The organism is Streptomyces sp. NBC_00203 (genome assembly GCF_045206325.1).
Lineage (GTDB): Bacteria > Actinomycetota > Actinomycetes > Streptomycetales > Streptomycetaceae > Streptomyces > Streptomyces lutosisoli.
This window is the reverse complement of the sequence record NZ_CP108126.1, coordinates 8668730-8693125: the sequence shown is the minus strand read 5'-3', so window position 1 is coordinate 8693125 and position 24396 is coordinate 8668730. Positions and strand designations below refer to the sequence as shown.

The following is a 24396-nucleotide window of genomic DNA, read 5'->3' as shown; positions in this document are numbered from 1 at the left end:
ATGTCGGATCTCATGCTCGACTTCCGCGGCGTCGGGCTCACCTACCCCGGCGGTACCACGGCCCTGGAGTCCGTCGATCTCCAAGTGCGGCGCGGCGAGTTCGTCGCCGTGGTGGGACCGTCGGGCTGCGGCAAGTCGTCGCTGCTGCGGATCGCCTCCGGACTCGGGCGGGCCAGCGAGGGCGAGGCGATCGTCGACGCCAAACGCCTCGGTTACGTATTCCAGGAGGCGACCCTGCTGCCCTGGCTGAGCGTGCTCGACAACGTGGCGCTCTTCCCCCGGCTCACGGGGGCCGGTAAGCCGGCCCGCAGGGAGCGGGCGCGCGCGGCCCTGGCGACGGTCGGTCTCGACGGGTTCGAGGACCATCTGCCGCACCAGCTCTCCGGCGGCATGCGGATGCGGGTCTCGCTGGCGCGCTCGCTGACCCTCGAACCCGACCTGTTCCTCTTCGACGAACCCTTCGGCGCGCTCGACGAATTGACGCGGCAGCGCCTTGGCGAGGAGGTCCTTCGGCTGTTCGCCGAGATGCGGTTCGCCGGGGTGTTCGTCACCCACTCGGTCAGCGAGGCGCTCTATCTGTCGACCCGAGTGATCGTCATGTCAGGGCGTCCTGGCCGGGTGGTCGACACCGTCGACGTGCCGTTCGGGATCGAGCGGGATCCGGGCCTGCGGTTCACGGCCGAGTTCGGGGCGCTTTCGGAACGCATCAGCACCTCACTGCGGGAGGGGTACGCGGCATGAAGAAGTCTCAATCGGCAGCGGTCCGGCGGCAGTTGGGCAAAGCGGGGCCGCCGCTACTCGTCGCAGCCGGGATCGTCGGCGTCTGGTACCTCATCACGTACGTCGTACTCGACCCGGCCCGGCGTTTCCTGATGCCCGCGCCGCACACCGTGGTCACCGAGGCGTTCCTCGACGCCGATGTGCGCCGCGAGATAGGGGACGGGCTGTTGAGCACGGCGCAGGTGGCGTTCACCGGGCTCGCGGCGGCGGTCGTCATCGGCGTGGTGTGGGCGATCGCGATGAACCACGCCGGGTGGGTGGAGCGATCGCTGTTCCCGTACGCGGTGATGCTGCAGTGCATCCCAGTGCTCGCGCTCGTGCCGCTGATCGGCTTCTGGTTCGGCTTCGACTTCTTCGCGCGGGTCGTCGTCTGCGTACTGATCGCGCTGTTCCCGATGGTGTCCAACACGCTGTTCGGGCTGCGGTCGGTGGAGCGCGCGCAGCGCGAACTGTTCGCCCTGCAGGGGGCGTCGAGGTGGGTCGTGCTCACCCAGCTGAAACTGCGTGCGGCCCTGCCGGCGATCTTCGCGGGCGTACGGATCTCCGCGGGGCTCGCGGTGGTCGGCGCGATCGTGGCCGACTTCTTCTTCCGGCAGGGCGAGCCCGGGATCGGCGCCCTGATCAGCCGCTACCAGGCCCGCGCCCAGGCCCCGGAACTGTTCGCCTCGGTCCTCGTGGCGTCGCTGCTCGGGGTGGCGGTCTTCACCGGGTTCGGGCTGCTGACCCGGCGGTGCGTGGGGCGGTGGTACGACGCCACGCGGTGAAGGGTCACCCGGAAGGCCGCGTCCTCGTTGGCGGAGGCCGGCGCTCCGGATGGACTGCCCGACGCGCGTGTCTTTTCGCGCGACCGGCACGTTCATGAACGTTCAGGATGTGAGGTGGCCGAGGTGGCAACCCGGGCGCGTGAGAAGGACCCGACACCCGCGGACCCGATATCTGCGGGACAGCCGGCCGACCGTACCGATGCCGGGCTCCTTGTCGCCGCGTCGGTGCGCTACACCGGCCGGCCGCCGGGGGCCAGTTGGGCCTTTCGCCACGTTGGTGAGGGCGGGTTTGATGCCCGGCGGTGCGCGGTCGAGATGCTGCCAGAGAAGGCGGCGAACGCCGTGATCACGCTGGAAATCCTGACCAAGATGATCCTGTCCGACCTCGCCGAGAAGATCGCCGAAGGCGGACAGGATGCTTTGCTGGCCGAACACGCCAACCTCAACGCCCTGCTGATCGTTCAGCGGCTGCTCGGACACCTGCACGCCAGCTCCACGATGCGGTCTCTGCGCTACATCCGGCGGACGAACCTGCTGGTTGCGAGGACGATCGCGGAGTGAAACGACCAGAACAAGACCTACGCCGACTACGCGAGCCGTCTGGCAGAACGGCAGGCGGTCTGATGCCCAGACGAGGAGAACGCAGGTCCCGCCAGGCGGCGAAGCCGCTTGAGCGGGGCGGGCAGGTGTCCCGGATCGAGACGCGTGAGCTGATCTACACCAATCCCAAGGGCACGGCCATGCGGCGCGTGATCCGCCCGGGGAACTATCGGTGCTCGCAGTTGGTCGCCCAGTTGGCGCATGCCTGGATCGCCCACCACCGGGCTACCGGCCTTGACGAACAGCCAGACCTACACACGCGTGATCAGGCTGCTTGCCGAGTTCACCGACGGCTGCCTGGCGGCCCGGGGGCTGGAGGCGGCCGAAGCACGGCTGGACGGAGCGGTCATCGACCTGACGGAAGTGTTCTTCGCCTTCGAGAAGGACGTGCAGGACCGCTACCCCACCGACTCGCCACGGGCTCACTTGGCGAGTCCTTTCGGTGATCCGTCAACCGTTTACTCAGACGGGAAGTTCGGTGATGCTGAGGGCGAAGTCCAAGTTCCCCACCCCGTGGTTGGCGAGGCCCACCGTGACCACGCCCGCTCCTTCCAGCCAGTGCGCCATTTTCAGGCCGCCGACGTCCAGCGGGCGCAGCCCGAGGCTCTCGATGAACGCCTCCACACTTGCCTTGGCCTGCGCACTATCACCAGCGATGAAGACGTCGGGCCGACCCTTCTCCAGGACATGGCGGAAGACGGTGTTGAACGCCTTCACCACGCTGGCGCCGGCCGGGGCCGCCTTGGCGACTTCCTGCGCGATCGAGGTCTCCTCGCGGTGGGCCAGCCCGTCGAACGTGGAATTGAAAGGGTTGCTGATGTCGACGATGACCTTGCCCGCGAGAGCGTCTCCGTACTGGGCGACGACCGGCACGACACCGTCGTACAACAGGGCCACGATGACGATGTCCCCGGCCGGGGCGGTGCCCCATTCTCCCGTCGTGGCGCCGCCGCCGAGAGCCTTGGCCAGGTCAGCGGCCTTGGACTGATCGCGGCCCATGACCTCGACGGTGTTGCCGCCCGCTACCGCCCGCGCGCCGATGGTGCGGGCCATGTTCCCGGTGCCGATGATGCTGATGTTGCTCATGAGATGCCCTGCCCTGGTTGTGTGTTGTCCGGTTCAGATGGCGGTGGTGCCGCCGTCGGCGACGAGTTCCATGCCGTTGACGTAGCTGGAGTCGTCCGAGGCGAGGAAGAGGGCGGCGGTGGCGATTTCGTCGGGGCGGCCCATCTGCCCGCGGGGGATGAGGGACTCGAACTGGCGCTTGGTGGCCTCGTCGAAGAGTTCTTCCTGCTTGGCGGTGGCGACCTGGCCGGGGGTCAGGACGTTGACGCGGATGCGGCGGTCCTTGAGCTCGTTGAGCCAGACGCGGGCCCAGGCCTGCTGGACGGCCTTGCTGCCGGCGTAGACGCTCCAGCCGGGGAAGGCGCCGAGGGAGGCGTTGGAGCCGGTCATGAGGATGGAGCCGCCGTCGTTGAAGAGCGGGAGGGCCTTCTGGACGGTGAACAGGGTGCCGCGGGCGTTGAGGTAGAACGCGGCGTCGAAGTGGGCCTCGGTGATCTCGCCGAGCGGGGCGGGCTCGCCCCCTCCGGCGCTGGCCCACAGCACGTCGAGGCTTCCCTTCTCCCGCTTGACGGTGTCGTACAGGCGGTCCAGGTCGTCCAGGTCGGCGGCGTCGCCCTGGACGCCGGTGACGTTGCGGCCGATCTGCTTCACGGCCTCGTCCAGGGCGTCCTGGCGACGGCCGGTGATGAAGACGTGCGCTCCCTCGTCGACGAACAGCTTCGCGCCGGCCAGCGCCATGCCGGTGGTGCCGCCGGTGATGACCGCTACCTTGCCGTCGAGCTTTCCCATAGTCGTTCCCTTGGGTCGGTGGTGCCGGGTGTACCTGGGGCGACGGCGTTAAGTACACCGTCCTGTGTGCTTACGGTACGGGGCGGATGGCCGGGACGCAAACTATGTACACCGGTCGTTACCCAGCTCGAGTACCATGGACCCATGACGGAGTTGGAGAAGGGCCCCACGGGCCGCCGCCGCGGCCGGGGCGCCCGCGAGCGCATCCTCGGCGCGTCCCAGCAGCTGTTCCGCGAGCAGGGCATCAACCGCACCGGCATGGACCAGCTCTGCGCGGCGGCCGAGGTGTCCAAGCGCACGGCCTACCAGCACTTCGCCGGCAAGGACGAACTCGTCGCCGAGTACCTGCGCCGGTTCGACCCCTCCGTTCTGTCCGGCGTGTTCGACCGCACCGACCTCACGCCCCGCGAACGGCTCCTCGCCGCCTTCGACGTCCCCCCCACCACCCCCCTGTGCCCCTACATCGCCGCCGCCGTCGAACTCCACGACCCCGAACACCCCGCGTCCCAGTACGCACGCGACTACAAGAAAGCCGTCGCCGCGCGGCTCGCCGACACCGCCCGCGAAGCCGGCGCCGCCGACCCTGAACAGCTCGGCGAGCAGCTCGCGCTGCTCATCGACGGCGCCGCGGCCCGCACCCGGGTCCTCAACGCCGACGCCTTCCCCACCGCCGCCGCCATCGCCGCCGTCCTCATCGACAACGCCATCCCCGCCACAGCCAGCGATGACCGGCGACGGGAGGAAGTGTCAAGTTAAGTCGGCACTCCGCGGCCGGGCTGGGCGCGCTGCCGGTCGCGCGGCTGCACCCGCTGGTACGCGACACCAGCCGCCCGGCACCTGGCCCGGACCTGCTGGCTTTTACGGAACTGGCCGCCCGCCTGCTGAAGGCCACAGCAGAAGCCGCCGGGGAGACCGGCGACCCCCGAGGACTTCAGGAGTTCGAGGCCGTCATCCCGGCCCAGGACGCTGACGCGCCGCCGGCTCGAACAGACGGCTGATCACATAAGTCCGTACGCGGTGGCGCATGAAGAACTCGTACGCAGCTGGGAGATTCTGAAGATGCGGGTGGCCCATCTGGGCCACGCCGGCCCGAAACGAAGGCCAACAGGCGGGCAGCCAACACGTCCGGCTGAAACCCGCCGTCGGGTTCTGGATCCCACGGACCGACTCCCGACACCACGAACGGCAGACCGCCGGCGAACGGCTCCGCTACGACGACACGGCGATCAGCCGACTTGAGCCGCGTCCGCAGCACGTACTTCCAGACGGTCTCAGGTGCTTCGGAGCCCCCTCAGACAACTGCTGGCCGAAGAACGGAACCGGCTCAGAGGTCAGCCGCAACAGCACCACTCCGTCAGGCCATTTCACTCTCCAGCGCCTGATGAACGGGGGTCAGTCGAACTACTCAAGCGTGCCTTGAGACGACATCGCCTCCAAGCTGCCACATCTCGTAGTTCCCACATTCCGCCGTGATCTCGGCCGTCGACTGAGCCGCAGTGACGAAGTCATCTACTACCGGCGAGGTGTGCGATGCCGCCACCGCGAGGCACACCTGGTCGGGCGCCAGATCCGGGATGGGCACATAGACGACGTCCGGATGCGAGTAGAACACGGACGCCGAACGGGCCAGGAAGGAGATGCCCCGTCCAGCCGCGACATGCTCGAGCGTCTCGTCCACCCCGCGCACCCGGTACCCGGCATTGGGGAGCGGGCGCTTGGTGGGCTGCGTGCTCGGGTCACCGTGCCAGACCAGCGGTTCGCCGGCCAGGTCGGCCTCGGTGACCTCCTCCTTGCTGGCAAACCGGTGTCCGGCGGGCAGTACCGCTACCCGCGGCTCGGTGTACAGCGGGGTGACGCGCAGGCCGGCCTCGTCGATGGGCAGCCGCACATAGCCGACGTCGATGCGGCCGTCGAGCAGCATCGCAGCCTGGTCGTCCCCTTCGATCCGCTGAACGTCCACAACCACGTCCAGGTGCCGGTCCTCGAACGCACGGGCCGCCGGGATGACTGCAATGCCGGCCCGGAAACCGACCATCAGCCGCCGCTTGCCGCTGGCGGCCGCGGACACCCGGCGGCGGACCGCGTGGGTTGAGGCGAGCAGCGGACCGGCGTCGGCCAGCAGTTGCCGGCCCGCATCTGTCAGCTCTACGCCGTGGCGATCCCTGGTGAACAGCGAGGCGCCGAGATCCTGCTCGAGCGCGCGGATCTGCCGGCTGAGCACCGGCTGCGCGATGTGAAGCTCATCGGCGGCGCGGCCGAAATGCAGCCGGTCGGCCACGGTGACGAAGTAACGCAGTTTGCGCAGATCCAGATCCATAGAATCCCCAGCCCGGTGATACCTCCAGGGTATCACCACGGCTTCAATAGGTCTTGGACGCCACTCAGACCCGATGGCAGCATGAAAAACAGGCGCTTAAGGGCGTCGAAGTGAATTCGGCACAAGAATTCGACACTGGAATTTGACAGCAGAGCCAAAGCCCGGAAAGCAGGAACACCGATGAGCAGCATCAGCATTATCGGACTGGGAAACATGGCCCGTGCTTTGGCCGGCCGGGCGCTCGCCGGCGGTAACGCCGTCGAGATCATCGGCCGCGACCAGGCCAAGGCCAAGGAATTGGCCGCCACGCTCGGCGGCGCCCCCGTCGGGACGGCCGGGGCCGCCCCGAACGGGGACATCGTGATTCTCGCCGCGCCGTACGTCGGCGCGGCGGCGGTGGTGAGGGAGTACGGGGACGCACTGCGCGGCAAGATCATCGTTGACATCACCAACCCCGTAGCCCCCGACCTGCAGGGCTTCGTCGTCCCCGACGACAGTTCCGGCGCACAGGAGATCGCCAAGGCGGCTCCCGACGACGCGCATGTCGTCAAGGCGTTCAACACTGTGTTCTCCCACGTTCTGGCGGCCGGCCCGGCCGAGGACCGCCCTCTGGACGTGTTCATCGCCGGCGACGACGCGCAGGCGAAGGCACGCGTGTAGGCGTTCGTCGAGAGCCTGGGGCTGCGCCCCTGGGACACCGGGGAACTGTTCATGGCGCGGGCACTGGAGAACGTCGGCCTGCTGGAGCTGGGCCTCATGAACCACTCCGTCAAGCACACCAATTTCTCCCTCGGCATCACCCTTCTCGGCTGAGCGCACCTCTACCACTACCTCTCGTGCCGCATTACGCCAATTCACTTACGGCACGGGAAGACCCTTCACCTACCCTCACAAGGACAGTTAGATGCGCGTATTCGTCACTGGGGGGACCGGCCATTCCGGTTCGTACATCATCCCCGAGCTCATCGCCGCCGGGCACGAGGTCACCGGCCTGGCCCGGTCGGACGCTTCCGCGGCGGCCCTGTCCGCGCTCGGCGCGAAGGTGCGTCGCGGCGACCTTCAGGATCTCGACGGGCTCAAGGAGGCAGCCTCGGGCTCCGATGGCGTCATCCACGTCGCCCACAGGCAGGATCTGCTGCCCTCCGGCGGGCTCGACGCCGTGGCCGCCGCGGAGCTCCCGATCATGCTCGCGTACGGCGAGGCACTCGCGGGAACCGGAAAGCCGCTGGTCACGGCGGGAAGCATCGGCTCGCCCGGGAACCTGGAGCGGCCGGCCACCGAGGAGGACCCGGCCCTCCCCGCCGGCGATGAGCACAAGGGCACCCTGCGGGTCCGCAACGTCGTGGAAAGGGCCGTTGTGGACCTCGCCGAGCAGGGGGTGCGGTCTTCGGTCGTGCGGATCGCCAACATCGCGCACAGCACGACCGATCGTGCCGGCTTCCTCCCCACGCTGATCGCGCTCGCGAAGGAAAAGGGGTTCGTCGGCTACCACGGCGACGGCGCGAACCTGTGGAACGCCGTGCACATCCGCGATGCCGCCACCTTGTTCCGCCTGGCGCTGGAGAAGGGGCCGGCCGGCAAATACTGGCACGCGGTCGAGGACGGGGGCATCCCGTTCCGCGACATCGCCGAGGCCATCGCCAGCCGCCTGGGCCTGCCCGCCGTGAGCGTTCCCAACGATGCCCTGATGACGCCGGGGTACTTCGGGTTCCTCACGAATATCGTCACGCAGAGCTACCCGGCGTCCAACCTCATCACCCGCCGGACCCTCGGCTGGGAACCCGCCCGGCCCGGCCTGCTCGCCGATCTGGACAACGGCCATTACTTCCCCGCCGGCTGACGGCGGGAACCCGGATCGTAACGAGCCCGGCAACCGGCAAGTTCGGCTCTTCTGAAGGACGTTGAGATTATGACGACTGTGGGATTCATCGGAAGCGGAAGCATCGGCAGGACCCTCGCGCGACTCGCTGTCGGGGCCGGGCACCAGGTGGTGCTCAGCAACTCGCGCGGTCCCGAAACACTCGTGGACACGGTCGAGGAACTGGGGCCGCGGGCGTCCGCGGCGACGAGCGAAGAGGCCGCGGCGGCCGGTGACATTGTCGTGGTCACGGTGCCGGTCAGCGCCTTCCCCCACGTGCCCGCCGCGCCACTGGCCGGGAAGACGGTCATCGACACCTGCAACTACGGCGCCGAGCGTGACGGGCACATCCCCGAGCTCGACAGCAAGTCCCTCACCTCGAGCGAGCTGCTTCTGCGGTACGTCCCGGACGCCCTGCTCGTAAAGGCCTTCAACAACATCCTCTTCAAGCACCTGCTGTCACTCGCCCGCCCGGCAGGGGCGGCCGACCGCTCCTACCTGCCGATCGCCGGGTACTCCGCACCGGCGAAGGCGGCGGTGACCGAATTCATCGACTCCATCGGCTACAGCGTGGTAGACGCGGGAACGCTGGCCGACAGCTGGCGGCAGGCGACGGGCACGCCGGCGTGGGGAACACCGTACGGGCCGTACTCGAACGAGAAGGGCCAGCCGGTCGGCGAGGACGCCATCCGCGCGGCCCTGGCCACCGCAACGCGGTAACCGTCAATTATCGCGGACCGTGATGTGTTCCGGCCGTGCCATGCCCCCGCCCGGGGGATACCGGGCGGGGGCATATTTCGCACGCAAGGCGTCGAATCCAGCGAAGGGTTTGCCCCTGCGTCTCGTCGCGCGGAGTCAGGTTCGACGTCGCTGGGTCAGGTCGCGGACTGCTCCCTGGGCAGCCAACTGCCCGCGCAGATTCGTGTTGGCGCTGCTGAATCCCCGGCTGCCCCGGGTGGTCGGCTGAGACGCGGGTGCTCGGCTGAGAGCTGAGCGGGACCGGCCGCGCCCGGTAGGGCAGCAGGGCCCGGACCGCGCGTCGCGGTCCGGGCCCTGCCCCATGCGGTGCCGCCCTGCGGCGGCGGTGCGTCAACTCTGGGCGGTGTCGTCGCTCGTCTGCCCGGCGCCCTCAGCTGCGCCTACCTTCTCGCGCATCTTGCGCACCAGCTCCGCCTTCTGGTCGGCGGCACCCTGGCGGTCGAGGTTGCGGTGCGGACCGTTGTTCTGCCGCTCGGCGCGGGACAACTTCTTGCGCTGGCCGCCGCCCATGCCCACAGGGTTATTGATGTTCTTGCTCACGGGTTCTCCCGAAATGATGTGAAGTGACCTACGGATTCATCGGTGGGGGATGGGCGCGGCGACGTCGAAGGACGTCAGCAAGGGCCCATCACGCTCTCACTCGTAAATCGGCGTCTGGAAGAACATGACCAAGACGTTACCCGGTTCCGTCGACCCCGCACACCAAGTTATTCGCCGTCCCGGAGTCGGCCGGACCTTCGGCGAGCACCCGGGGTCAGCCGTTTCCTTCCAGTCAGCTAAGGGACCGTGCCCCCTCACATCACGGATCCCCGCCAGAGCGGCCCAGTACCGGCAACGCGACACGTCATCGATCCGGAAGGGGAACGGGCATGTCCAGATCGACCATGTCCAGCACGCCGCCTGCTCCGCAGACCCGTCGTCGCCCTGCCGATCGTTATGCGGCACGGAGGTCGACACTTGGTTCAGGTTGCTTCACGACCGGTGCGGCCTCCCACGGCCGTGGCGTCACGAGGCAGGGCACCAACGCGTGGGCATGCGGGCCGGTTCACAGCAGGTGGCCAACCAGCGGAGCCGCTCGCTGCGGGGACTCGAGGCGCTCGCAGACGCCGCATCAGTACCGAGCGGACATCGCCGCTGACGAACTCTGAGGCCCTCTGCCAGCACCTGCCCGGCAGGGGCCTCAGTGAGCATCACGTGTCACGTCGCTGTCACCAACACCGTAGATGCACCTGGACCACAAAGGCCCCAACTGCGTGAACGGCGTCGATCTGGACCACGTGGACGCCAAGAGACGGTTCCGCCTACCTGTGCCATGTGGTACCCAGTGAGGGACCCAAGATCAGGACAGGAGCGTCTTCTGGCCCGTCAAAGCGGTATTGCAGGGTGTTCGGTGGTGTCTCACTCACCCGCCTGACCCTCTCATCTGTCACGACAGCCCCTATGAGCGGGGTCCTGGCTGTGGCTGTTTGACCAGGTGGAAGACCTCGCGAGCGGCGTAGCGTTTGAGGCAATAGGCGATTTCGCGCCGGGTCTTGCCCTCCTTGATCCGGCGCTTGTAGTAGTCCTTGCGGGTCGCCCCACAGCGGAGCAGGCGACGTACTCGACATGACCGAACTGGACATGCCCGTTCCCCCTCCGGACCTATGACGCGTCGCGTTGCCGGTACCGGGCCGCGTCAGGCGCACGGTGCTCTGGTCCAGGCCAGATGCCGACGCTGCACCCGAGACCTACGATGCTGAACTCCTCGGATGGTGGTGGGAGGGGGACAGCGAGAGGAAGTTCGCCTGGAAGGGTGAGCCCCGCTACGAGAAGGGGCACAAGTACATCGCTCTGCTGGTGAAGGGTGACGACGGCAAGTGGAACGCCACCTTGAACGCGATGCCCTATGACAACGGGACGGTCGGCGACGGCGAGGTCGCGGGTACAGTCACCACAGGTGAGACCGCGAGCAGGACCGAATCCACCAGCGAGACGGGTGAGCCCGGAGGGCTGGAGGAGGAGGCGTACGGCAAGGACGCTGGCACCGTGCAGGAACTCCTGAACGCCGCTACGCCGACGAACTAGTGTCGCATCAGGCACCGTTTGCACTGTTGTAATGTGACGCGCCGTGTCGGTGCTGCTTCGGGCGGCGCGCGATCGCCGACGGCGACGTCATACCCGAGGAAGCCGAGCCCGAAGTCGCCTTCTGCATAGACGAGTTCGGGCCGCTCAACCTGGTGCCCCACCCGGGACGCGCGTCAGCAAGACGTCCTCGACTGGGTCAGCCATGGGTGCCCCGACGGGATCTGGAAAGACAGCACCCACGAGATCAGCGCGCAGGCCCCGCAAAGCTTAGGTCTCATGCTGGCCCGCACTCGGTGAACTGAAGCTCACTCGTCCACTCCCCACGCAAATCCGGGAAGGCCACCCACACGCAACAGCTCCACTGATAACGCAGCGACCGGGGCGACGAAATCAAGCTGATCGACATCCCAGCCTGACGCCTCACCGAACTCACCCCTATCCCGGTGCCAGCCAAACTCACCCGGCTCCACACTGTCGTACGCGCACTCCAACACCAGCCCCGGCCCAACATCTTCAACGCCCTGATCGTCGTGGCGCCGATCCCGCTCGCCCTGCACGGCGTCCGCTACACCCCGGCCTCCGCAGGAGTTGGCTGCGGCGATCGCTGAAGAATCTGCCGCCCACACGGTGCTTCAGACGTCATTTCATTTCGAGCTGGGCAGGCGGATGTCTAAAGCCCCAGCACTTCGCCGTACTTGATGGCCCCGTTGGGCAGCGCGAAGCCGAACGGGGTCAGCGACTTGCCCAGCGGGTACGTCTCCTCGGTGCTGCTCGGCGCGAACCAGACGCCACCCGACCTGGGTTCACCGGCGTTCTCCCCGGGCGCGCTCACCGCGGTGTCCCACAGTCCGTCGCGGTTGTAGTCGCCGACGGCCACCTGGGCGCCGAAGCGGTCGCCGGCCTCGGCCGTGCCGGGCATGTTCGGGGTGCTCTGGCTGCGGGCCAGACCGCCGTAGGGGCCGTGCTCCGTGCCGTTCATGGTGACGTATCCGCCCGCGTCTTTCACGGTGCCCACGTCCTCGCCGGGCACGCCGACCACCAGTTCCGGACGGCTGTCGCCGTTCAGGTCGTCGGCGGACAGCGCGGCGCCGAAGTCGTCGCCCTCCTCGGCGGCGCCGCCGACCTCCGGGGTGGACTGTGTGATGCACTCGTTCTCGGTGCCGAAGAGCGCGGTCTTCGAGCCCTTGAGCAGGAGCACCGCACCGCCGAGCCGGTCCTCGCAATGCGTGGTCTCGGACTCGGGGTTGGGCTGTACGAGCCCGACCGCGAGGTCGTCCGTGCCGTCCCGGTCGAAGTCGGCGGCGGCGAGCGCGCTGCCGCGGTCGGCGTCGGCCCACCACTGGGCGGGCTTGGCCTGGTCGTCCCAGCGGGTGATGAAGGTGCCGGAGTCCTCCGTGGCCTGCCAGGTGGTGGCGAGGTCGTCCCGGCCGTCGCCGTCAAAGTCGCCGGTGACCAGGTCACGGGTGCTGCCGCCCATGCCGTAGCTGCGCAGGGTGGTGGTGGTCACCGGGTCGGCGGTGAGCGGGCCCGGGCGGAACCGGAGCGCGCCGCCCTCCTCGCCGTTCTCGCCGTACGCGAGGTCGGTGTCGCCGTCGCCGTCGTAGTCGCCCGTGGCGATGGTGCGGCCGATGCTGCTGAACTCGGACGCGCCCCTGGCCACGGTGGTGCCCTTGACGTTCCACTCCGAGCCGTCCAGGACAGTGATGGTGCCCTCGTCCTTGAGCTGCTCGGAGGTGAGCGACTCGCCGCTCGCGCCGACGACGAGCTCGAAGACACCATCGCCGTTCACGTCGACGGGTGCCACGGAGGAGCCGAAACGGTCGCCGGCCTCGGGCGTGCCGGGTATGCCGGCCTCGGCCTGGCTGATGACGCCGGTGGACTGGCTCGGGCTCTGCGGGCCGCCATAGATCACGCTGACGTAGCCGGCCTTGGCCTTGCCGTCAACCGTGGCGTTGGGCATGCCGACCGCGATGTCCGCGTATCCGTCGCCGTTGAAGTCGAACGGCGCAGTCGTGACAGCCGCGGCGCTTCCTGCCAGCGGCAGGGTCAGACCGGCGGCGGTGAGTGCCGCTACGGCGGCGGTGGCGGCCAGGGTACGTACACGCACGGTGGAACTCCCGTAGTCGAAGGGGGAAATGAGAGGGAAGGGCTTCCGGGGATGTGACTCACGCGGCGTACAAAGGGTTGTGCAAAGGCGGCCGCCTGGTGAACACGCCTTGGACGTCATTTCGTTTCGTGATGCGGCGGTGGCATATGAGGGTTGCCGCGATGGCAGTGCAGGCGAGGAAGTGCACGGGTTCGCGTTCGTAGCGTCGGTGGAGCCGTCGGCATCCTGAAAGCCAGGAGACAGCGCGTTCGACGACCCAGCGGTGTCGGCCTAGTCGCTGTGAGGACTCAATGCCTTACGCCTTCATCGTCGAGCTCCACGCGTGCCACCACTTTGACGAGCTCGCCGAGGCGCCCGACTCAGTACGCGACAGAACCCCCGGCTGGGGGCGAGCCAGCGGGGGTTCTGCATCGCCTGTTCTGTCACGCGCCTGTCACGAACACCATCGATGCACCGGGACCGCAAAGCCCCCACTTGCACAAACAGCATCGCCCTGGACCACATGGACGCCAGAAGACGGTTCTGCCTACCTGTGCCATTCGGTACCCAGTGAGGGACCCAAGATCAGGACAGGAGCGTCTTCTGGCCCGTCAAAGCGGTATTGCAGGGTGTTCATCGGTGGCTCACTCACCCGCCTGGCCCTCTCATCTGTCACAGACGCCCCTATAACGGGGGTCGGTAGAGACCGTCTTGACCAGGTTGAAGACCTCGCGGGCGGCATATCGCTTGAGGCACCGGATGATCTCACGCCGGGTCTTGCCCTCCTGGGTGCGGCGTTCGTAGTACGCCTGGGTGCGCGGGTCGTGGCGCAGCCAGGTGGACACGATGCGGTGCAGAGCGGCGTTCGCCTGCCGGTCGCCGCCGTGGTTAAGCCGGCGCGAGCTCCGACCGCCCGAGGAGTACTCGATGGGGCTGACTCCGCACAGCGCGGCGAAAGACGCCTCGGTGCTCAGCCGCTCGGGATTGTCGCCCATGGTGATCAGGAGCGTGGCTGCGGAGTCCGGGCCGATACCCACCGGCGCGAGCAGCTGCGGTGCATGGCGTTCAACGAGCCCGGTCAGTCGCTGATTCAGCTCATCGATCTGCCCGGGGAGCTGCTCGATGCGCTGCGCCAGCAGGTTCAGCGTCATGAGAGTGGCCTCAGCTACGGTGTCCTCATCGCCCCCGCCGGCCCCGCCCTCGCGCGGGCTGAGGCCCGCGCAGGTGCGGAACAGTTCGCGGAGCCCAGGCTGGAGAGTCGTTCCCGCAGGGCGGGGTCGGCGATGACCAGGACGGCCTTGAGCTGGTTGATCGCCTGGGTACGGGCCTTGACCGCGGAATCCTTGGCGAGTTTGAACATCCGAGCACTCTGCACCGGACCGTCGCCAGTTTTCGCCCGCGCCCGGGCGCGACCGCTGAGCACGGCCCGCGCAGCAGCCTGCGCATCGAGCGGGTCAGACTTCCCGAGCAGACGGCGGGCCGAGCGGTCGGGCCGGTTCACCTCGAACACCACGACATGCTGCGCCAGCAGGTAGCGCGACAGGCCCGCTCCGAAAGTACCGGTGCCCTCCACCCCGGCCCGCCGCACTACTCCCGACTTGCGGGCCCAGGCGAGCAGCCGACGGTAGCCGACCGCCGTGGCCGGAAAGGACTTGGTGCCCAGGATCTGGCCCAGTGGGCAGACCACTGCGGCGACATGAACCTCGCCGTGCGTGTCCACGCCCAGGACGACCTCGCCCCACGCGGGCGGATCCGTGCTGGTGGAAGAGATGCTGCGCTGTCTGGTCGTCATGCCGGTCCGCCTCCCGCGTGGTGATGTGCTGGGTGGCTGGCACCTGCCGGTCGGGCGGTCTGAACCGTGATGGCGCCTGAAAGACAGCAAGGCCCCTATTGGGACACGCCCTGCGGCTCGGTGACAGCAGGCACCACCCGCAACGGCAGTCGAAATGTCCGTGACAAAACACTTTGATCAAAGATGTCATGAGTCAGACCCCGCCCCGAACGGTGCTACGCAACCGTCCCACTGCCCCCAGCACAACCGCATGCCCCGACCGCTCGCGGGAGGCTTCGTCCGAACCGGTACTGAACCTGCTCTGGACGGGATAACGATGAGTTGACTCCTCGTCCACCCATGACCGGCATTGACGGACAGCCGAGCGGCGCGCCACACCGGCTGCCCAGTTCGCGCCGAGGAGCGGCCGTCGGCCGAGCGGGGAACGATCAGATTTCCCGGACTGGAACGCTGGCACCGGTGGGGCGTTCGGTTTCCGCCCACAGCCTCGCCAGCTACTGCCGACGCATCACGACTCAGTTCACGCGGTTCCGGCTTCGACCCCCTTCGTCCTGCTCGCCGCCGTGATGGGCCTGTCCTGGTGGGAGGACCGCATCCTGCCGGCGCCATCGGCCGACCCGGTGAACGCTCCCGCCGAGGCTCCGTTCGCCCCAGCGGCCCCTGCCCAGCTCGTGGAACTCCCGCTTGTCGAGACTGCGTTGACAAGGGAGGTAGCCGGGCGTTGACCGACAGCACGGCGTAAGCCATGCCGCTCCGGATCACCCGGGCGGCGCATTCCGCCTTCCGCTTCGCCGGACCCCGCTGAAGTCAGGAATTTCCCGCGATCCGGAGGACCGGCATCGATCCTGTGGATACTTACCGCCCGGCAGGAACCGGACACCAACGCGCAGACCGAGGAACCACGGCTCGCGTTCAGGCAGTACCGGGAGATCTCTCCCGCTGAGCGCGGGGGTAGGTGAGGCTTCTTCGCCGGAGCGGACGGTACAACGACACGACTGCCCGGCTGACGGTGTTTCACCTGCGATCAGCGCCCCGGCACGGCATGGGAGCCGCCCGATCACCGCCGTGTATACATCGTGGTGCCCCTCTCCGGACCAACCAGGAGACCGGCCCCGGGACTATGCTGCGTACGGACGTCCCAGACCCCGGCGGGCCACCACTGCTTGGCCCACATGCCTGCGGAGAGCGGATCACCCGTCCGCCCGCCGCGCGCATCCCCGAGGTAACCGGCTGGGTCCTACGCTCCGGAACAGCGGCTGCTGGATCGGTCATTCACCTGCCTGCACGACCATACGACCGTACCGCGTACCCGGTACGGTCTCGTGAACCGAGGCACCCTGCCCATGGGTATCCCACCGATCCTGAACGTCTGCCGGCACGACGCGGACAACCGGGCGCTGGTCACCCTGACTGGCGAGATTGACCTGCAATCGGTCCCTCGTCCTCGCCCTTCCAAATGCCTTCGCCGGGAGCCGACCGCCCTCGCGGCCCTCTCCCGTGCACCGGGCCACGCACCGGCTCGCCCTGGCGCCGGGTGCTCTCCCGGGCGGTGTGCTGCGACGGCCCTGGCCGGGCCGATCCGATCGCGGGGGCGCGCAGACCATCAGCCGTTCACCACACACACGACGCCCCTGAGTCAGGGTCGGCTCAACCGCAGGCAGGTCATGGAACCGCGGAAGGATCTGGCGGACCCGTACGTGGAGTCCTGCACCGTGTCGCGCATGACACCTGGAGACCGGGGTCCGCGATGCTGACCGCTGAGGCATCGAACCTGGTGGGGTGCGCGTCCGGATTCCCCGTACGCGGTGACGACTCCGGTGGGCTGGGATTCGACCGAGCACTCCCGATCGCGGTCGGCCGGCTCACCAGTGCCGACCGGGCTTTGACCTTCGCCTTCGCCGGGATCCTGGTTCGTCCGCACGCGCGGGGCCGGGACGAGGCCCGGCGGCTGCAGGAACGGCTGCTCACCGAGCACCGGGCATCACTCGGTGTCACCTTGGCGGACCGGCCTGACCAGCCGATCCTGGCCGCTCTCCGCTGCTGGGATCGGACGGACGTCGGAGACGGCCGCAGGGCGGCCGACGGCGCCGTGCTCCTGACGCTGGTCCTCCCCTTGGGGGTGCGAACGACGACGAGGCCGGAGGGACTTGATCACCGCTCCTGGACCCGGTGGTCATCGTGATCCCCGGCAGCCGGTCGGCGCGGATCCAGGCTCTCGTGGCCGAGCAGGCGGCCCTGCGCGGCGCCCGGGTCGGCGTCCTCGACGTGTGCACGGCGGCAGTGGCGGCACTGCCGGTTGGCGGGGCCGGGATGTCCGCGATGTCTCGCGACCGGGCGAGTCATCCGCTGTGCAGCACCGACTCCGTCAGTCAGCATCTGGAAGAACTCCAGCTCACCCTGGGCGAGGGACCGTGCGTGGACGCCTACGTCCTCGGCTCGACGGTCCTCTGCCCCGACCTGTTGGCCGGTGAACTCCAGCGACATTGGACGGTGTTCGCCGACGCGGCCCTGGAAGCCGGTGCCAGAGCGGTCTTCGCTTTCCCCCTGCAGATCGGGGCCGTCAGCCCCGGCGTACTCGACCTGTACTCCAGCAGCTCGGTCGAGCTGGACGCGGAGGAGGTGGCCGATGCGATGGCCTTCGCCGACGCTGCCACGCTGATTCTGCTCGATGCCCGGATCAGTGAGACAGGTGTCCCGTTCGACACCGACGCGGCCGACACCGACCGGCCGGATGCCGCACCTTTCGACGACCTGGGCGGATACCGCGCCGAGATCGACCAGGCCACCGGCATCCTCATGGTCCAGCTCGACGTCGGCTTCGAGGAAGCCTTCATCCGGCTGCGCGCCCACGCGTATGCCCGGGGGACACGGATCTCGGTGGTCGCCGCCGACGTGGTCGCCCACCGGCTCCGCCTCCCCCCGGACACGGCTCCGTCCGACATCCAACCGCCGGATGCGCGACCCCTCGACGAGGAGTCTTGATGCTCACGCCCCATACACAGAGGTGTGCACGATGAAGGAACAGTTGATGGCCCGGACGTTCGTCGAGCTCGCCGACAGTCTCGTCGCCGACTTCGACCTCATGGACTTCCTGCGCCTGCTCACCGACCGCTGCGTCGACCTGCTCGACGCGAGCGCGGCGGGCGTCCTGCTCGCCGACGGTGACGGCGTACTGCGCGTCATGGCCGCCTCCGACGAACGGGTGCGCCTCCTGGAACTCTTCCAGCTCCAGAACCACGAAGGCCCCTGCCTGGACTGCTTCCACACCGGAATCTCGGTCTCCGTCCACGACCTGCGCAACGAGGCAGCCCGCTGGCCCCTGTTCACCGCCCAGGCCCGGCGCAGCGGTTTCAACGCCGTCCAGGCGCTGCCCATGCGCCTGCGCGACGAGGTCGTCGGCGCCCTCAACCTCTTCCACGCCACCCCGGCGCCCATCAGCCCCGCCGCCGCCCCCTTCGCCCAGGCCCTCGCCGACGTCGCCACCATCAGCCTGCTGCAACAACGCACCACCGAGCGCAACACGCTCCTCAACGAGCAGTTGCAGACAGCCCTCAGCAGCCGCGTCCTGATCGAACAGGCCAAGGGAAAACTCGCCGAACGCCGCCACACGGACATGGAACAGGCCTTCACCACCCTGAGGGCCTACGCCCGCTCCCACAACCGCCGCCTCTCGGATGTCGCCCGCGCCTTCATCGACGAAACCGAATTCCTCCCCGGCCTCAGTTCCCGAAGTTCCTGAGCAGCCCTCTTCAAGAAGGGTTCGTCATGCCACTCGACCCCCCTCGCGAGACCTCGCTCGACACCCCTGCCTGCATCGACAACATCGACGAGGAGGAACTGAGCGCGCTGGACTCCCACTGGCGGGCGGCGAACTACCTGGCCGTCGGGCAGATCTACCTCCTGTCCAACCCGCTGCTGACCGAGCCCCTGGCTCTTGAGCACGTCAAGCCGCGGTTGCTGGGACACTGGGGCACCTCACCGGGACTGAACCTGGTCCACACCCACCTCAACAGGGTGGTGAAAGCCAGGGACTTGGACGCGATCTGTGTCTGGGGACCAGGTCACGGCGGACCCGCCGTGGTCGCGAACTCCTGGCTGGAGGGCAGCTACACCGAGACGTACCCGGACATCACGCGGGACGCGGCCGGCATGGCTCGCCTCTTCCGGCAGTTCTCCTTCCCGGGCGGCGTCCCCAGTCATGTCGCGCCCGAGACCCCCGGATCGATCCACGAGGGTGGCGAGCTGGGCTACTCCCTCTCGCACGCGTACGGGTCCGCGTTCGACAACCCGGGGCTCCTGGTGGCGTGCGTGATCGGCGACGGTGAGGCCGAGACAGGCCCGCTGGCCGCCTCCTGGCACTCGAACAAATTCCTCGACCCGGTACGGGACGGTGCCGTCCTGCCGATCCTGCACCTCAACGGCTACAAGATCGCCAACCCGACGGTTCTGGCGCGGATACCGGAGCCCGAACTCGACTCCCTGCTCAGGGGATACGGCCACGAGCCCCTCCATGTCACCGGGGACGATCCTCGCGCCGTCCACCGGGCGATGGCTCGCGCCATGGACGAGGCCCTGGACCGCATCGCCGCCCTCCAGCAGGCCGCCCGCACCGAGGGCACCGGTTCCGCTGTCACCGAACGCCCACGGTGGCCGGTGATCGTGCTGCGCACACCCAAGGGCTGGACCGGACCGGCCGAGGTCGACGGCCTCCCGGTGGAGGGCACCTGGCGGGCACACCAGGTGCCGCTGCCGGCCGTACGCGAAAACCCGGACCACCTGCGGCAGTTGGAGCGATGGCTGCGCTCCTACCGGCCCGAGGAGCTCTTCGACGAATACGGACGCCCCCGGGAAGAGGTCCTGGCCTGCGTCCCCGACGGCGCGCACCGCCTGGGTGCCAACCCGCACACCAACGGCGGCCTGCTGCTGCGCGACCTGCCGCTCCCGCCCCTGGAGCGGTTCGCCGTCCCGGTCGACAAGCCCGGCGCGACGGCGCATGAGCCGACCCGTGTCCTCGGCGACCTGCTGGCGCGGGTGATGGCCGACACGGGTGAGCGGCGGGACTTCCGGCTGGTCGGCCCGGACGAGACGGCCTCCAACCGTCTCCAGGCGGTCTACGAGGCGAGCGGCAAGGCGTGGGAGGCCCAGGTACTGCCGACGGACGAGCACCTGGAACGCGGCGGCCGGGTGATGGAGATCCTCTCCGAACACACCTGCCAGGGCTGGCTGGAGGGCTATCTCCTCACGGGACGGCATGGCCTGTTCTCCTGCTACGAGGCCTTCGTCCACATCGTCGACTCCATGGCGAACCAGCACATCAAGTGGCTGCGCGTCGCCCGCCGGCTCCCCTGGCGCCGCCCGATCGCCTCCCTCAACTACCTGCTCACCTCGCACGTGTGGCGCCAGGACAACAACGGCTTCTCGCACCAGGACCCCGGTTTCGTCGACCACGTACTCAACAAGTCGCCGGAGGTCGTGCGGGTCTACTACCCCCCGGACACCAACACCCTGCTGTCCGTGGCGGATCACGTGCTGCGCAGCCGCGACTACGTCAATGTCGTCGTCGCGGGCAAGCAGCCCTGCTTCGACTGGCTCGACCTCGGCACCGCCCGTGCGCACTGCGCCCGCGGCGCCGGGATCTGGTCCTGGGCCGGTACCGAGTCCGAGCGCGGTGAGCCGGACGTGGTGCTCGCCTGCGCGGGCGACGTACCCACCCTCGAAGTGCTGGCCGCCGCCTCGCTGCTCCGTCAGCACCTGCCCGAACTGGCGGTACGGGTGGTCAACGTCGTCGACATCGCCCGGCTGCTGCCCGCGGAGGAACACCCGCACGGCATGCCCGACAGCGAGTACGACGCACTGTTCACCCCCGACAAACCGGTTGTTTTCGCATACCATGGCTACCCCTGGCTGATCCACCGGCTCGCCTACCGCCGCGCCAACCACCCGCACCTGCACGTGCGCGGCTACAAGGAGGAGGGCACCACCACAACCCCGTTCGACATGGTCGTCCGGAACGACCTCGACCGGTACCGGCTGGTCATGGACGTCATCGACCGGGTGCCCGGTCTCGCGGTCCGCGCGGCGGCGCTGCGGCAGCGGATGGTCGACGTCCGTTACCGCCATCACGACTGGATCCGCGCCCACGGGGCGGACCTGCCCGAGGTGGCCGAATGGACCTGGAGTCAGTGACCACCCGGGTGGCAGAGCTACGGGTGGAGGACGCCGCCGCCGAAGACGCGAAGGCCGTGCTGGCCGCGCTCGCGAGCAGTCCCGAGGGTCTGTCGGGGGGCGAGACGGGTGAGGCAGCCGAGCGGCTCACGGCCGTCGGGCCGAACGCCGTACGCACGCACCACGTCCGCGTCCTGGCGGTCCTCGGGCGGCAGCTGCGCAGCGCCCTGCTGATCCTGCTGGCGGTGACGGCCGGGGTCTCGTACTTCTTCGGCGAGCGGACCGGCGCGATCATCATCGCGGGGATCCTGGTGCTGAGCGTGGCCCTGGGATTCGTCAACGAAAACCGGGCTGAGAAGGCGGCGCAGGCCCTGCACTCGCGGGTGCGCCACACGGCCGTCGTGGTCCGGGACGGCGCGGCCACCGAGGTCGATGTGACCGAGCTGGTGCCGGGTGATGTCGTACGTCTGACGCTGGGGCAGGTGGTGCCCGCGGACCTGCGCCTGCTGGAGTGCACCGCGTTCGCCTGCGACGAGAGCGTCCTCACCGGGGAGTCTGCCCCCGCCGACAAAGCCGCGGAGCCGGTCGCCACGGGGGCGGCACTGGCCGAGCTGACCTCCTGCGCGCTGATGGGGACGGTGGTGCACGGCGGCAGCGCGACCGGAGTGGTCGTCGCCACCGGGGGCCGTGCCGAGTTCGGGCGGATCGCGCTGGGGCTGGGAGAACGGCAGCCGGAGACCGACTTCCAGGCGGGGCTGCGCCGCTTCTCCATGCTGCTCCTCAAGGTCGCCGCCGCCCTCACCACGGGGATCTTCGTCATCAACCTCCTGCTCCACCGGCCGCTGCTCGACGCCCTGCTCTTCTCGCTGGCCATCGCGGTGGGCATCACCCCGCAGCTGCTGCCCGCCGTGGTGAGCACGAGTCTGGCCACCGGTTCACGGCAGCTGGCGCGGCGCAAGGTCCTCGTCAAACGACTGGTGTGCATCGAGGACCTGGGCGACATGGACGTCCTGGTCACCGACAAGACCGGCACGCTCACCGAGGGCCGCATCCGTTTCGAGGCGGCCCTCGACCCGGCCGGCGCACTCTCCGACATGGTGCTCAAGCTGGGCCTGCTGGCCACCGAGGGCGACCTCGACCAAGTGGGCGGGAACGCGCTGGACATCGCGCTGTGGCAGGCCACAGGTACACCCCCGACGGGTCACCACCGGCTCGCACTGTTGCCCTTCGACCACGACCGGCAGCTGGGCTCCGCGCTCGTCGAGCGTGCGGACGGCAGCCGCCTGCTCGTGGCCAAGGGGGCGCCCGAGGCGGTCCTGGCCCGCTGCGGTGATGTACCGGACGAGTCCGCGGTGGTGCTCCAGGAGCACTTCGCGGCGGGCAGCCGGGTCGTCGCCGTCGCCACCAGGGACGCCAACGGGCAGACGTCCCTCACCGCCGCCGACGAGTACCGGCTGCGCCTGGCCGGCTTCCTGGTCTTCCTCGACCCGCCCAAGACCGGTGCCGCCGCCTCGCTGAAACGCCTGGCCGACCTCGGCATCACTGTCAAGATCTGTACGGGCGACAACGCGCTCGTCGCGCAGAAGGTCTGCGCCGACCTCGGCCTGCCGCCCGGCCTGGCCCTGACCGGCCGGGACATCGGGGAGCTGGACGACGAGCAGCTGACCAGGGCGGCCGAGACCACCACCGTCTTCGCCCGTGTCTCGCCCCAGGACAAGGCCCGGGTCGTACGGGCGCTACGGCGCCGGGGCCGGGACATCGGGTTCCTGGGCGACGGCGTGAACGACGCGCTGGCCCTGCACGCCGCCGACGTGGGGCTGTCCGTGGACACCGCGACCGACGTGGCCAAGGACGCGGCCGACGTCCTGCTCCTGGAGAAGGACCTCGGCGTCCTCGCCGACGGGGTCGCCGAGGGCCGCCGGATCTTCGCCAACACCATCAAGTACGTCCTGATGGGCACCTCCAGCAACTTCGGCAACATGTTCAGCGCCGCCGGAGCCTCCCTGGTGCTGTCCTTCCTGCCGATGCTGCCCTCGCAGATCCTGCTCAACAACCTTCTCTACGACGCCGGTCAGTTGACCATCCCTACCGACCACGTCGACCCGGAGCAGTTGCGCGCGCCCTCGCACTGGGACATCGCCTTCATCCGCCGTTTCATGCTCTTCTTCGGGCCCGTCAGCTCCGTCTTCGACTTCCTCACCTTCGCGGTCATGATCGAGATCTTCCACACGGGGGCCTCGCTGTTCCGCTCCGGCTGGTTCGTGGAGTCCCTCGCCACGCAGGCGCTGGTCGTCTTCGCGATCCGCACCCGCCGGGTGCCGTTCTACCGCAGCCGACCCAGCCGCCCCCTGATGGTCAGCGCCATCGCTGTCGTCGCCGTCGGTGTCGCGCTGCCGATGTCGCCGCTCGCGGGGCCGCTCGGTTTCCAGTCCCTGCCGCTCGGACTCCTCCTCACCCTGGCCCTGATGGTCGTGCTCTACCTGGTACTGATCGAGGGCGCCAAGCACATCTTCTACGCCCGTGCCGACGCGCGGGCCGCGCATCCACCCGTGCGCCACCGCACGCGCCGGCACCGCATCCAGCGCCGGGCCGGCCGCTTCAGCCACCCCGGACCGCTGTGACCCTGGTGACGTACTGTCACCAGGGTCATCAGCGGCACCACCCGGTACCAAGGCGATCCGCGTCACCCCGGCGGCGGAACGGTCAGCCGTTCAGTGACTCCTCGGCGTCCTTCCGTGTGGGCCAGTTGTCCCGTCGCTCCCGGGCCAACTCCGCACGGCTGCCGATCCGCTTGCCGCCGGAGCCGACCCGTTCTCCGCTCAGCGAGAAGGCGGGCGCAATGGCCGGTGCCGGGGTGGCGGGTTCGGGGATCACGACGCCCGCGGGCGCCGCGGGGCGCCTGGTGCTCCGGTGCGTGACCCGTCCGTCGGACGCGCCGTCGGTTTCCCTGCTCTGGTGCTCGAAGAAGCGGAGCATCTCCACGGGGAACGGCATCACGAGGGTGCTGTTCTTCTCGGCGGAGACGTCCACCACGGTCTGCAGCAGGCGCAGTTGGAGAGCTCCGGGGGTGTCGGCCATGGTCGCGGCGGCGTCGGTCAGCCGCTGGGACGCCTCAAACTCCCCGTCGGCGGCGATGACCCGGGCACGGCGTTCCCGCTCCGCCTCGGCCTGCTTGGACATCGAGCGCATCATCGACTCCGGAAGGGCGATGTCCTTGACCCCGCAGCGGATCGGGCACGGCTGTCGGCGAGGAATCAACGGAAGCAAAAGGCCTCCGGCATGACGGAGAGGAGGGCGTGTATTCGGGGATCGGCGTGGGGGTAGCGGTCGCATTCATGACACGAACCCGGCTCCGGA

General features: G+C 68.9%; 20 protein-coding genes and 4 pseudogenes. 14 read left to right on the top strand and 10 right to left on the bottom strand.

Going from position 1 to position 24396, the window contains the following annotated elements:
• The 3 genes from OG975_RS38610 to OG975_RS38600 all read left to right on the top strand — a co-directional run bounded on the left by OG975_RS38610 (position 1) and on the right by OG975_RS38600 (position 2105).
• Positions 1 to 741, top strand: coding sequence for an ABC transporter ATP-binding protein (locus OG975_RS38610; RefSeq protein WP_330310343.1), 741 nt, complete (start codon positions 1 to 3; stop codon positions 739 to 741).
• Positions 738 to 1544, top strand: a complete 807-nt coding sequence (locus tag OG975_RS38605) for an ABC transporter permease (protein ID WP_406334138.1) — start codon at positions 738 to 740, stop codon at positions 1542 to 1544. Before OG975_RS38610 ends, OG975_RS38605 begins: the two co-directional genes overlap by 4 nt.
• Positions 1545 to 1658: 114 nt before the next feature.
• Positions 1659 to 2105, top strand: coding sequence for a hypothetical protein (locus tag OG975_RS38600; RefSeq protein ID WP_406334136.1), 447 nt, complete (start codon positions 1659 to 1661; stop codon positions 2103 to 2105).
• Positions 2106 to 2606: 501 nt separating this feature from the next.
• Here OG975_RS38600 and OG975_RS38595 read toward each other — a convergent pair.
• Positions 2607 to 3230 carry an NADPH-dependent F420 reductase gene (locus OG975_RS38595; RefSeq protein WP_406334134.1) on the bottom strand — a complete coding sequence of 208 codons (624 nt, stop codon included), beginning with the start codon at positions 3228 to 3230 and terminating at the stop codon, positions 2607 to 2609.
• A 33-nt stretch (positions 3231 to 3263) separates the two neighbouring features.
• The gene (locus OG975_RS38590) at positions 3264 to 3998 is read right to left on the bottom strand and encodes an SDR family NAD(P)-dependent oxidoreductase (protein ID WP_030354521.1); all 735 of its coding nucleotides are present in this window, start codon (positions 3996 to 3998) and stop codon (positions 3264 to 3266) included.
• A 144-nt stretch (positions 3999 to 4142) separates the two neighbouring features.
• Here OG975_RS38590 and OG975_RS38585 point away from each other — a divergent pair, with 144 nt between their 5' ends.
• Entirely contained in the window at positions 4143 to 4754 is a 612-nt protein-coding gene (locus OG975_RS38585; protein WP_406334133.1) for a TetR/AcrR family transcriptional regulator, read from the top strand.
• Positions 4755 to 5403: 649 nt separating this feature from the next.
• Here OG975_RS38585 and OG975_RS38580 read toward each other — a convergent pair.
• Positions 5404 to 6315 (bottom strand): LysR family transcriptional regulator, encoded by a 912-nt coding sequence (locus OG975_RS38580; RefSeq protein ID WP_406334132.1) that lies wholly within the window; start codon positions 6313 to 6315, stop codon positions 5404 to 5406.
• 180 nt (positions 6316 to 6495) lie between these two features.
• On the opposite strand from OG975_RS38580, the pseudogene OG975_RS38575 reads away from it, so the two are divergent.
• From OG975_RS38575 to OG975_RS38565, 3 genes and pseudogenes are all read left to right on the top strand, one after another.
• Positions 6496 to 7128, top strand: a pseudogene (locus tag OG975_RS38575) (NADPH-dependent F420 reductase).
• Between the two features lie 91 nt (positions 7129 to 7219).
• Positions 7220 to 8155: an SDR family oxidoreductase gene (locus OG975_RS38570; protein ID WP_406334131.1), complete on the top strand. Its 936-nt coding sequence runs from the start codon at positions 7220 to 7222 to the stop codon at positions 8153 to 8155.
• A gap of 78 nt (positions 8156 to 8233) precedes the next feature.
• On the top strand, positions 8234 to 8893 hold the full coding sequence (locus OG975_RS38565; RefSeq protein WP_406336666.1) for an NADPH-dependent F420 reductase: 660 nt from the start codon (positions 8234 to 8236) through the stop codon (positions 8891 to 8893).
• 369 nt (positions 8894 to 9262) lie between these two features.
• On the opposite strand, the gene OG975_RS38560 is transcribed toward OG975_RS38565, so the two are convergent.
• Positions 9263 to 9472, bottom strand: coding sequence for a DUF6243 family protein (locus OG975_RS38560; RefSeq protein ID WP_075032920.1), 210 nt, complete (start codon positions 9470 to 9472; stop codon positions 9263 to 9265).
• Positions 9473 to 10618: 1146 nt separating this feature from the next.
• Here OG975_RS38560 and OG975_RS38555 point away from each other — a divergent pair.
• Positions 10619 to 10996 carry a hypothetical protein gene (locus OG975_RS38555; RefSeq protein ID WP_406334130.1) on the top strand — a complete coding sequence of 126 codons (378 nt, stop codon included), beginning with the start codon at positions 10619 to 10621 and terminating at the stop codon, positions 10994 to 10996.
• A gap of 443 nt (positions 10997 to 11439) precedes the next feature.
• Complete coding sequence (locus OG975_RS38550; RefSeq protein ID WP_406336802.1) at positions 11440 to 11604, top strand: hypothetical protein; 165 nt, start codon at positions 11440 to 11442, stop codon at positions 11602 to 11604.
• Positions 11605 to 11666: 62 nt separating this feature from the next.
• On the opposite strand, the gene OG975_RS38545 is transcribed toward OG975_RS38550, so the two are convergent.
• The 5 genes and pseudogenes from OG975_RS38545 to OG975_RS38525 form a co-directional block, all read right to left on the bottom strand.
• Positions 11667 to 13103, bottom strand: coding sequence for an FG-GAP repeat protein (locus tag OG975_RS38545; protein WP_406334129.1), 1437 nt, complete (start codon positions 13101 to 13103; stop codon positions 11667 to 11669).
• A 139-nt stretch (positions 13104 to 13242) separates the two neighbouring features.
• Positions 13243 to 13398 (bottom strand): annotated as a pseudogene (locus OG975_RS38540) (transposase); the annotation flags it as partial.
• 237 nt (positions 13399 to 13635) lie between these two features.
• Positions 13636 to 13734: pseudogene (locus OG975_RS38535) on the bottom strand (3-oxoadipate enol-lactone hydrolase); the annotation flags it as partial.
• A 13-nt stretch (positions 13735 to 13747) separates the two neighbouring features.
• Positions 13748 to 14233, bottom strand: a complete 486-nt coding sequence (locus tag OG975_RS38530) for a transposase (protein WP_406334128.1) — start codon at positions 14231 to 14233, stop codon at positions 13748 to 13750.
• A 14-nt stretch (positions 14234 to 14247) separates the two neighbouring features.
• Entirely contained in the window at positions 14248 to 14874 is a 627-nt protein-coding gene (locus tag OG975_RS38525; protein WP_406334127.1) for a transposase, read from the bottom strand.
• Between the two features lie 1747 nt (positions 14875 to 16621).
• On the opposite strand from OG975_RS38525, the gene OG975_RS38520 reads away from it, so the two are divergent.
• Genes OG975_RS38520 through mgtA form a run of 5 tightly spaced genes read left to right on the top strand, consistent with a single transcriptional unit; the run spans position 16622 to position 23660 of the window.
• Positions 16622 to 17056 carry a hypothetical protein gene (locus tag OG975_RS38520; RefSeq protein WP_406334126.1) on the top strand — a complete coding sequence of 145 codons (435 nt, stop codon included), beginning with the start codon at positions 16622 to 16624 and terminating at the stop codon, positions 17054 to 17056.
• A complete protein-coding gene (locus OG975_RS38515) occupies positions 17044 to 17856 on the top strand; it encodes a GAF and ANTAR domain-containing protein (protein WP_406334125.1) in 813 nt (270 codons plus the stop codon). Before OG975_RS38520 ends, OG975_RS38515 begins: the two co-directional genes overlap by 13 nt.
• A 31-nt stretch (positions 17857 to 17887) precedes the next feature.
• Positions 17888 to 18613, top strand: a complete 726-nt coding sequence (locus tag OG975_RS38510) for an ANTAR domain-containing protein (RefSeq protein WP_406334123.1) — start codon at positions 17888 to 17890, stop codon at positions 18611 to 18613.
• A gap of 26 nt (positions 18614 to 18639) precedes the next feature.
• Positions 18640 to 21060: a phosphoketolase gene (locus tag OG975_RS38505; RefSeq protein WP_406334121.1), complete on the top strand. Its 2421-nt coding sequence runs from the start codon at positions 18640 to 18642 to the stop codon at positions 21058 to 21060.
• Positions 21042 to 23660 carry a magnesium-translocating P-type ATPase gene (gene mgtA, locus OG975_RS38500; RefSeq protein WP_406334119.1) on the top strand — a complete coding sequence of 873 codons (2619 nt, stop codon included), beginning with the start codon at positions 21042 to 21044 and terminating at the stop codon, positions 23658 to 23660. Before OG975_RS38505 ends, mgtA begins: the two co-directional genes overlap by 19 nt.
• Positions 23661 to 23742: 82 nt before the next feature.
• Here mgtA and OG975_RS38495 read toward each other — a convergent pair.
• Positions 23743 to 24267: pseudogene (locus OG975_RS38495) on the bottom strand (slipin family protein); the annotation flags it as partial.
• Between the last annotated feature and the right edge of the window lie 129 nt (positions 24268 to 24396).

Bases quoted from the DNA above. Each gene is read 5' to 3' on its own strand.
- OG975_RS38610 (WP_330310343.1), top strand. From the start codon at position 1: ATGTCGGATCTCATGCTCGACTTCCGCGGCGTCGGGCTCACCTACCCC.
- OG975_RS38605 (WP_406334138.1), top strand. From the start codon at position 738: ATGAAGAAGTCTCAATCGGCAGCGGTCCGGCGGCAGTTGGGCAAAGCG.
- OG975_RS38595 (WP_406334134.1), bottom strand. From the start codon at position 3,230: ATGAGCAACATCAGCATCATCGGCACCGGGAACATGGCCCGCACCATC.
- OG975_RS38590 (WP_030354521.1), bottom strand. From the start codon at position 3,998: ATGGGAAAGCTCGACGGCAAGGTAGCGGTCATCACCGGCGGCACCACC.
- OG975_RS38585 (WP_406334133.1), top strand. From the start codon at position 4,143: ATGACGGAGTTGGAGAAGGGCCCCACGGGCCGCCGCCGCGGCCGGGGC.
- OG975_RS38580 (WP_406334132.1), bottom strand. From the start codon at position 6,315: ATGGATCTGGATCTGCGCAAACTGCGTTACTTCGTCACCGTGGCCGAC.
- OG975_RS38570 (WP_406334131.1), top strand. From the start codon at position 7,220: ATGCGCGTATTCGTCACTGGGGGGACCGGCCATTCCGGTTCGTACATC.
- OG975_RS38530 (WP_406334128.1), bottom strand. From the start codon at position 14,233: ATGACGCTGAACCTGCTGGCGCAGCGCATCGAGCAGCTCCCCGGGCAG.
- OG975_RS38525 (WP_406334127.1), bottom strand. From the start codon at position 14,874: ATGACGACCAGACAGCGCAGCATCTCTTCCACCAGCACGGATCCGCCC.
- OG975_RS38520 (WP_406334126.1), top strand. From the start codon at position 16,622: ATGCTGACCGCTGAGGCATCGAACCTGGTGGGGTGCGCGTCCGGATTC.
- OG975_RS38510 (WP_406334123.1), top strand. From the start codon at position 17,888: ATGAAGGAACAGTTGATGGCCCGGACGTTCGTCGAGCTCGCCGACAGT.
- OG975_RS38505 (WP_406334121.1), top strand. From the start codon at position 18,640: ATGCCACTCGACCCCCCTCGCGAGACCTCGCTCGACACCCCTGCCTGC.
- mgtA (WP_406334119.1), top strand. From the start codon at position 21,042: ATGGACCTGGAGTCAGTGACCACCCGGGTGGCAGAGCTACGGGTGGAG.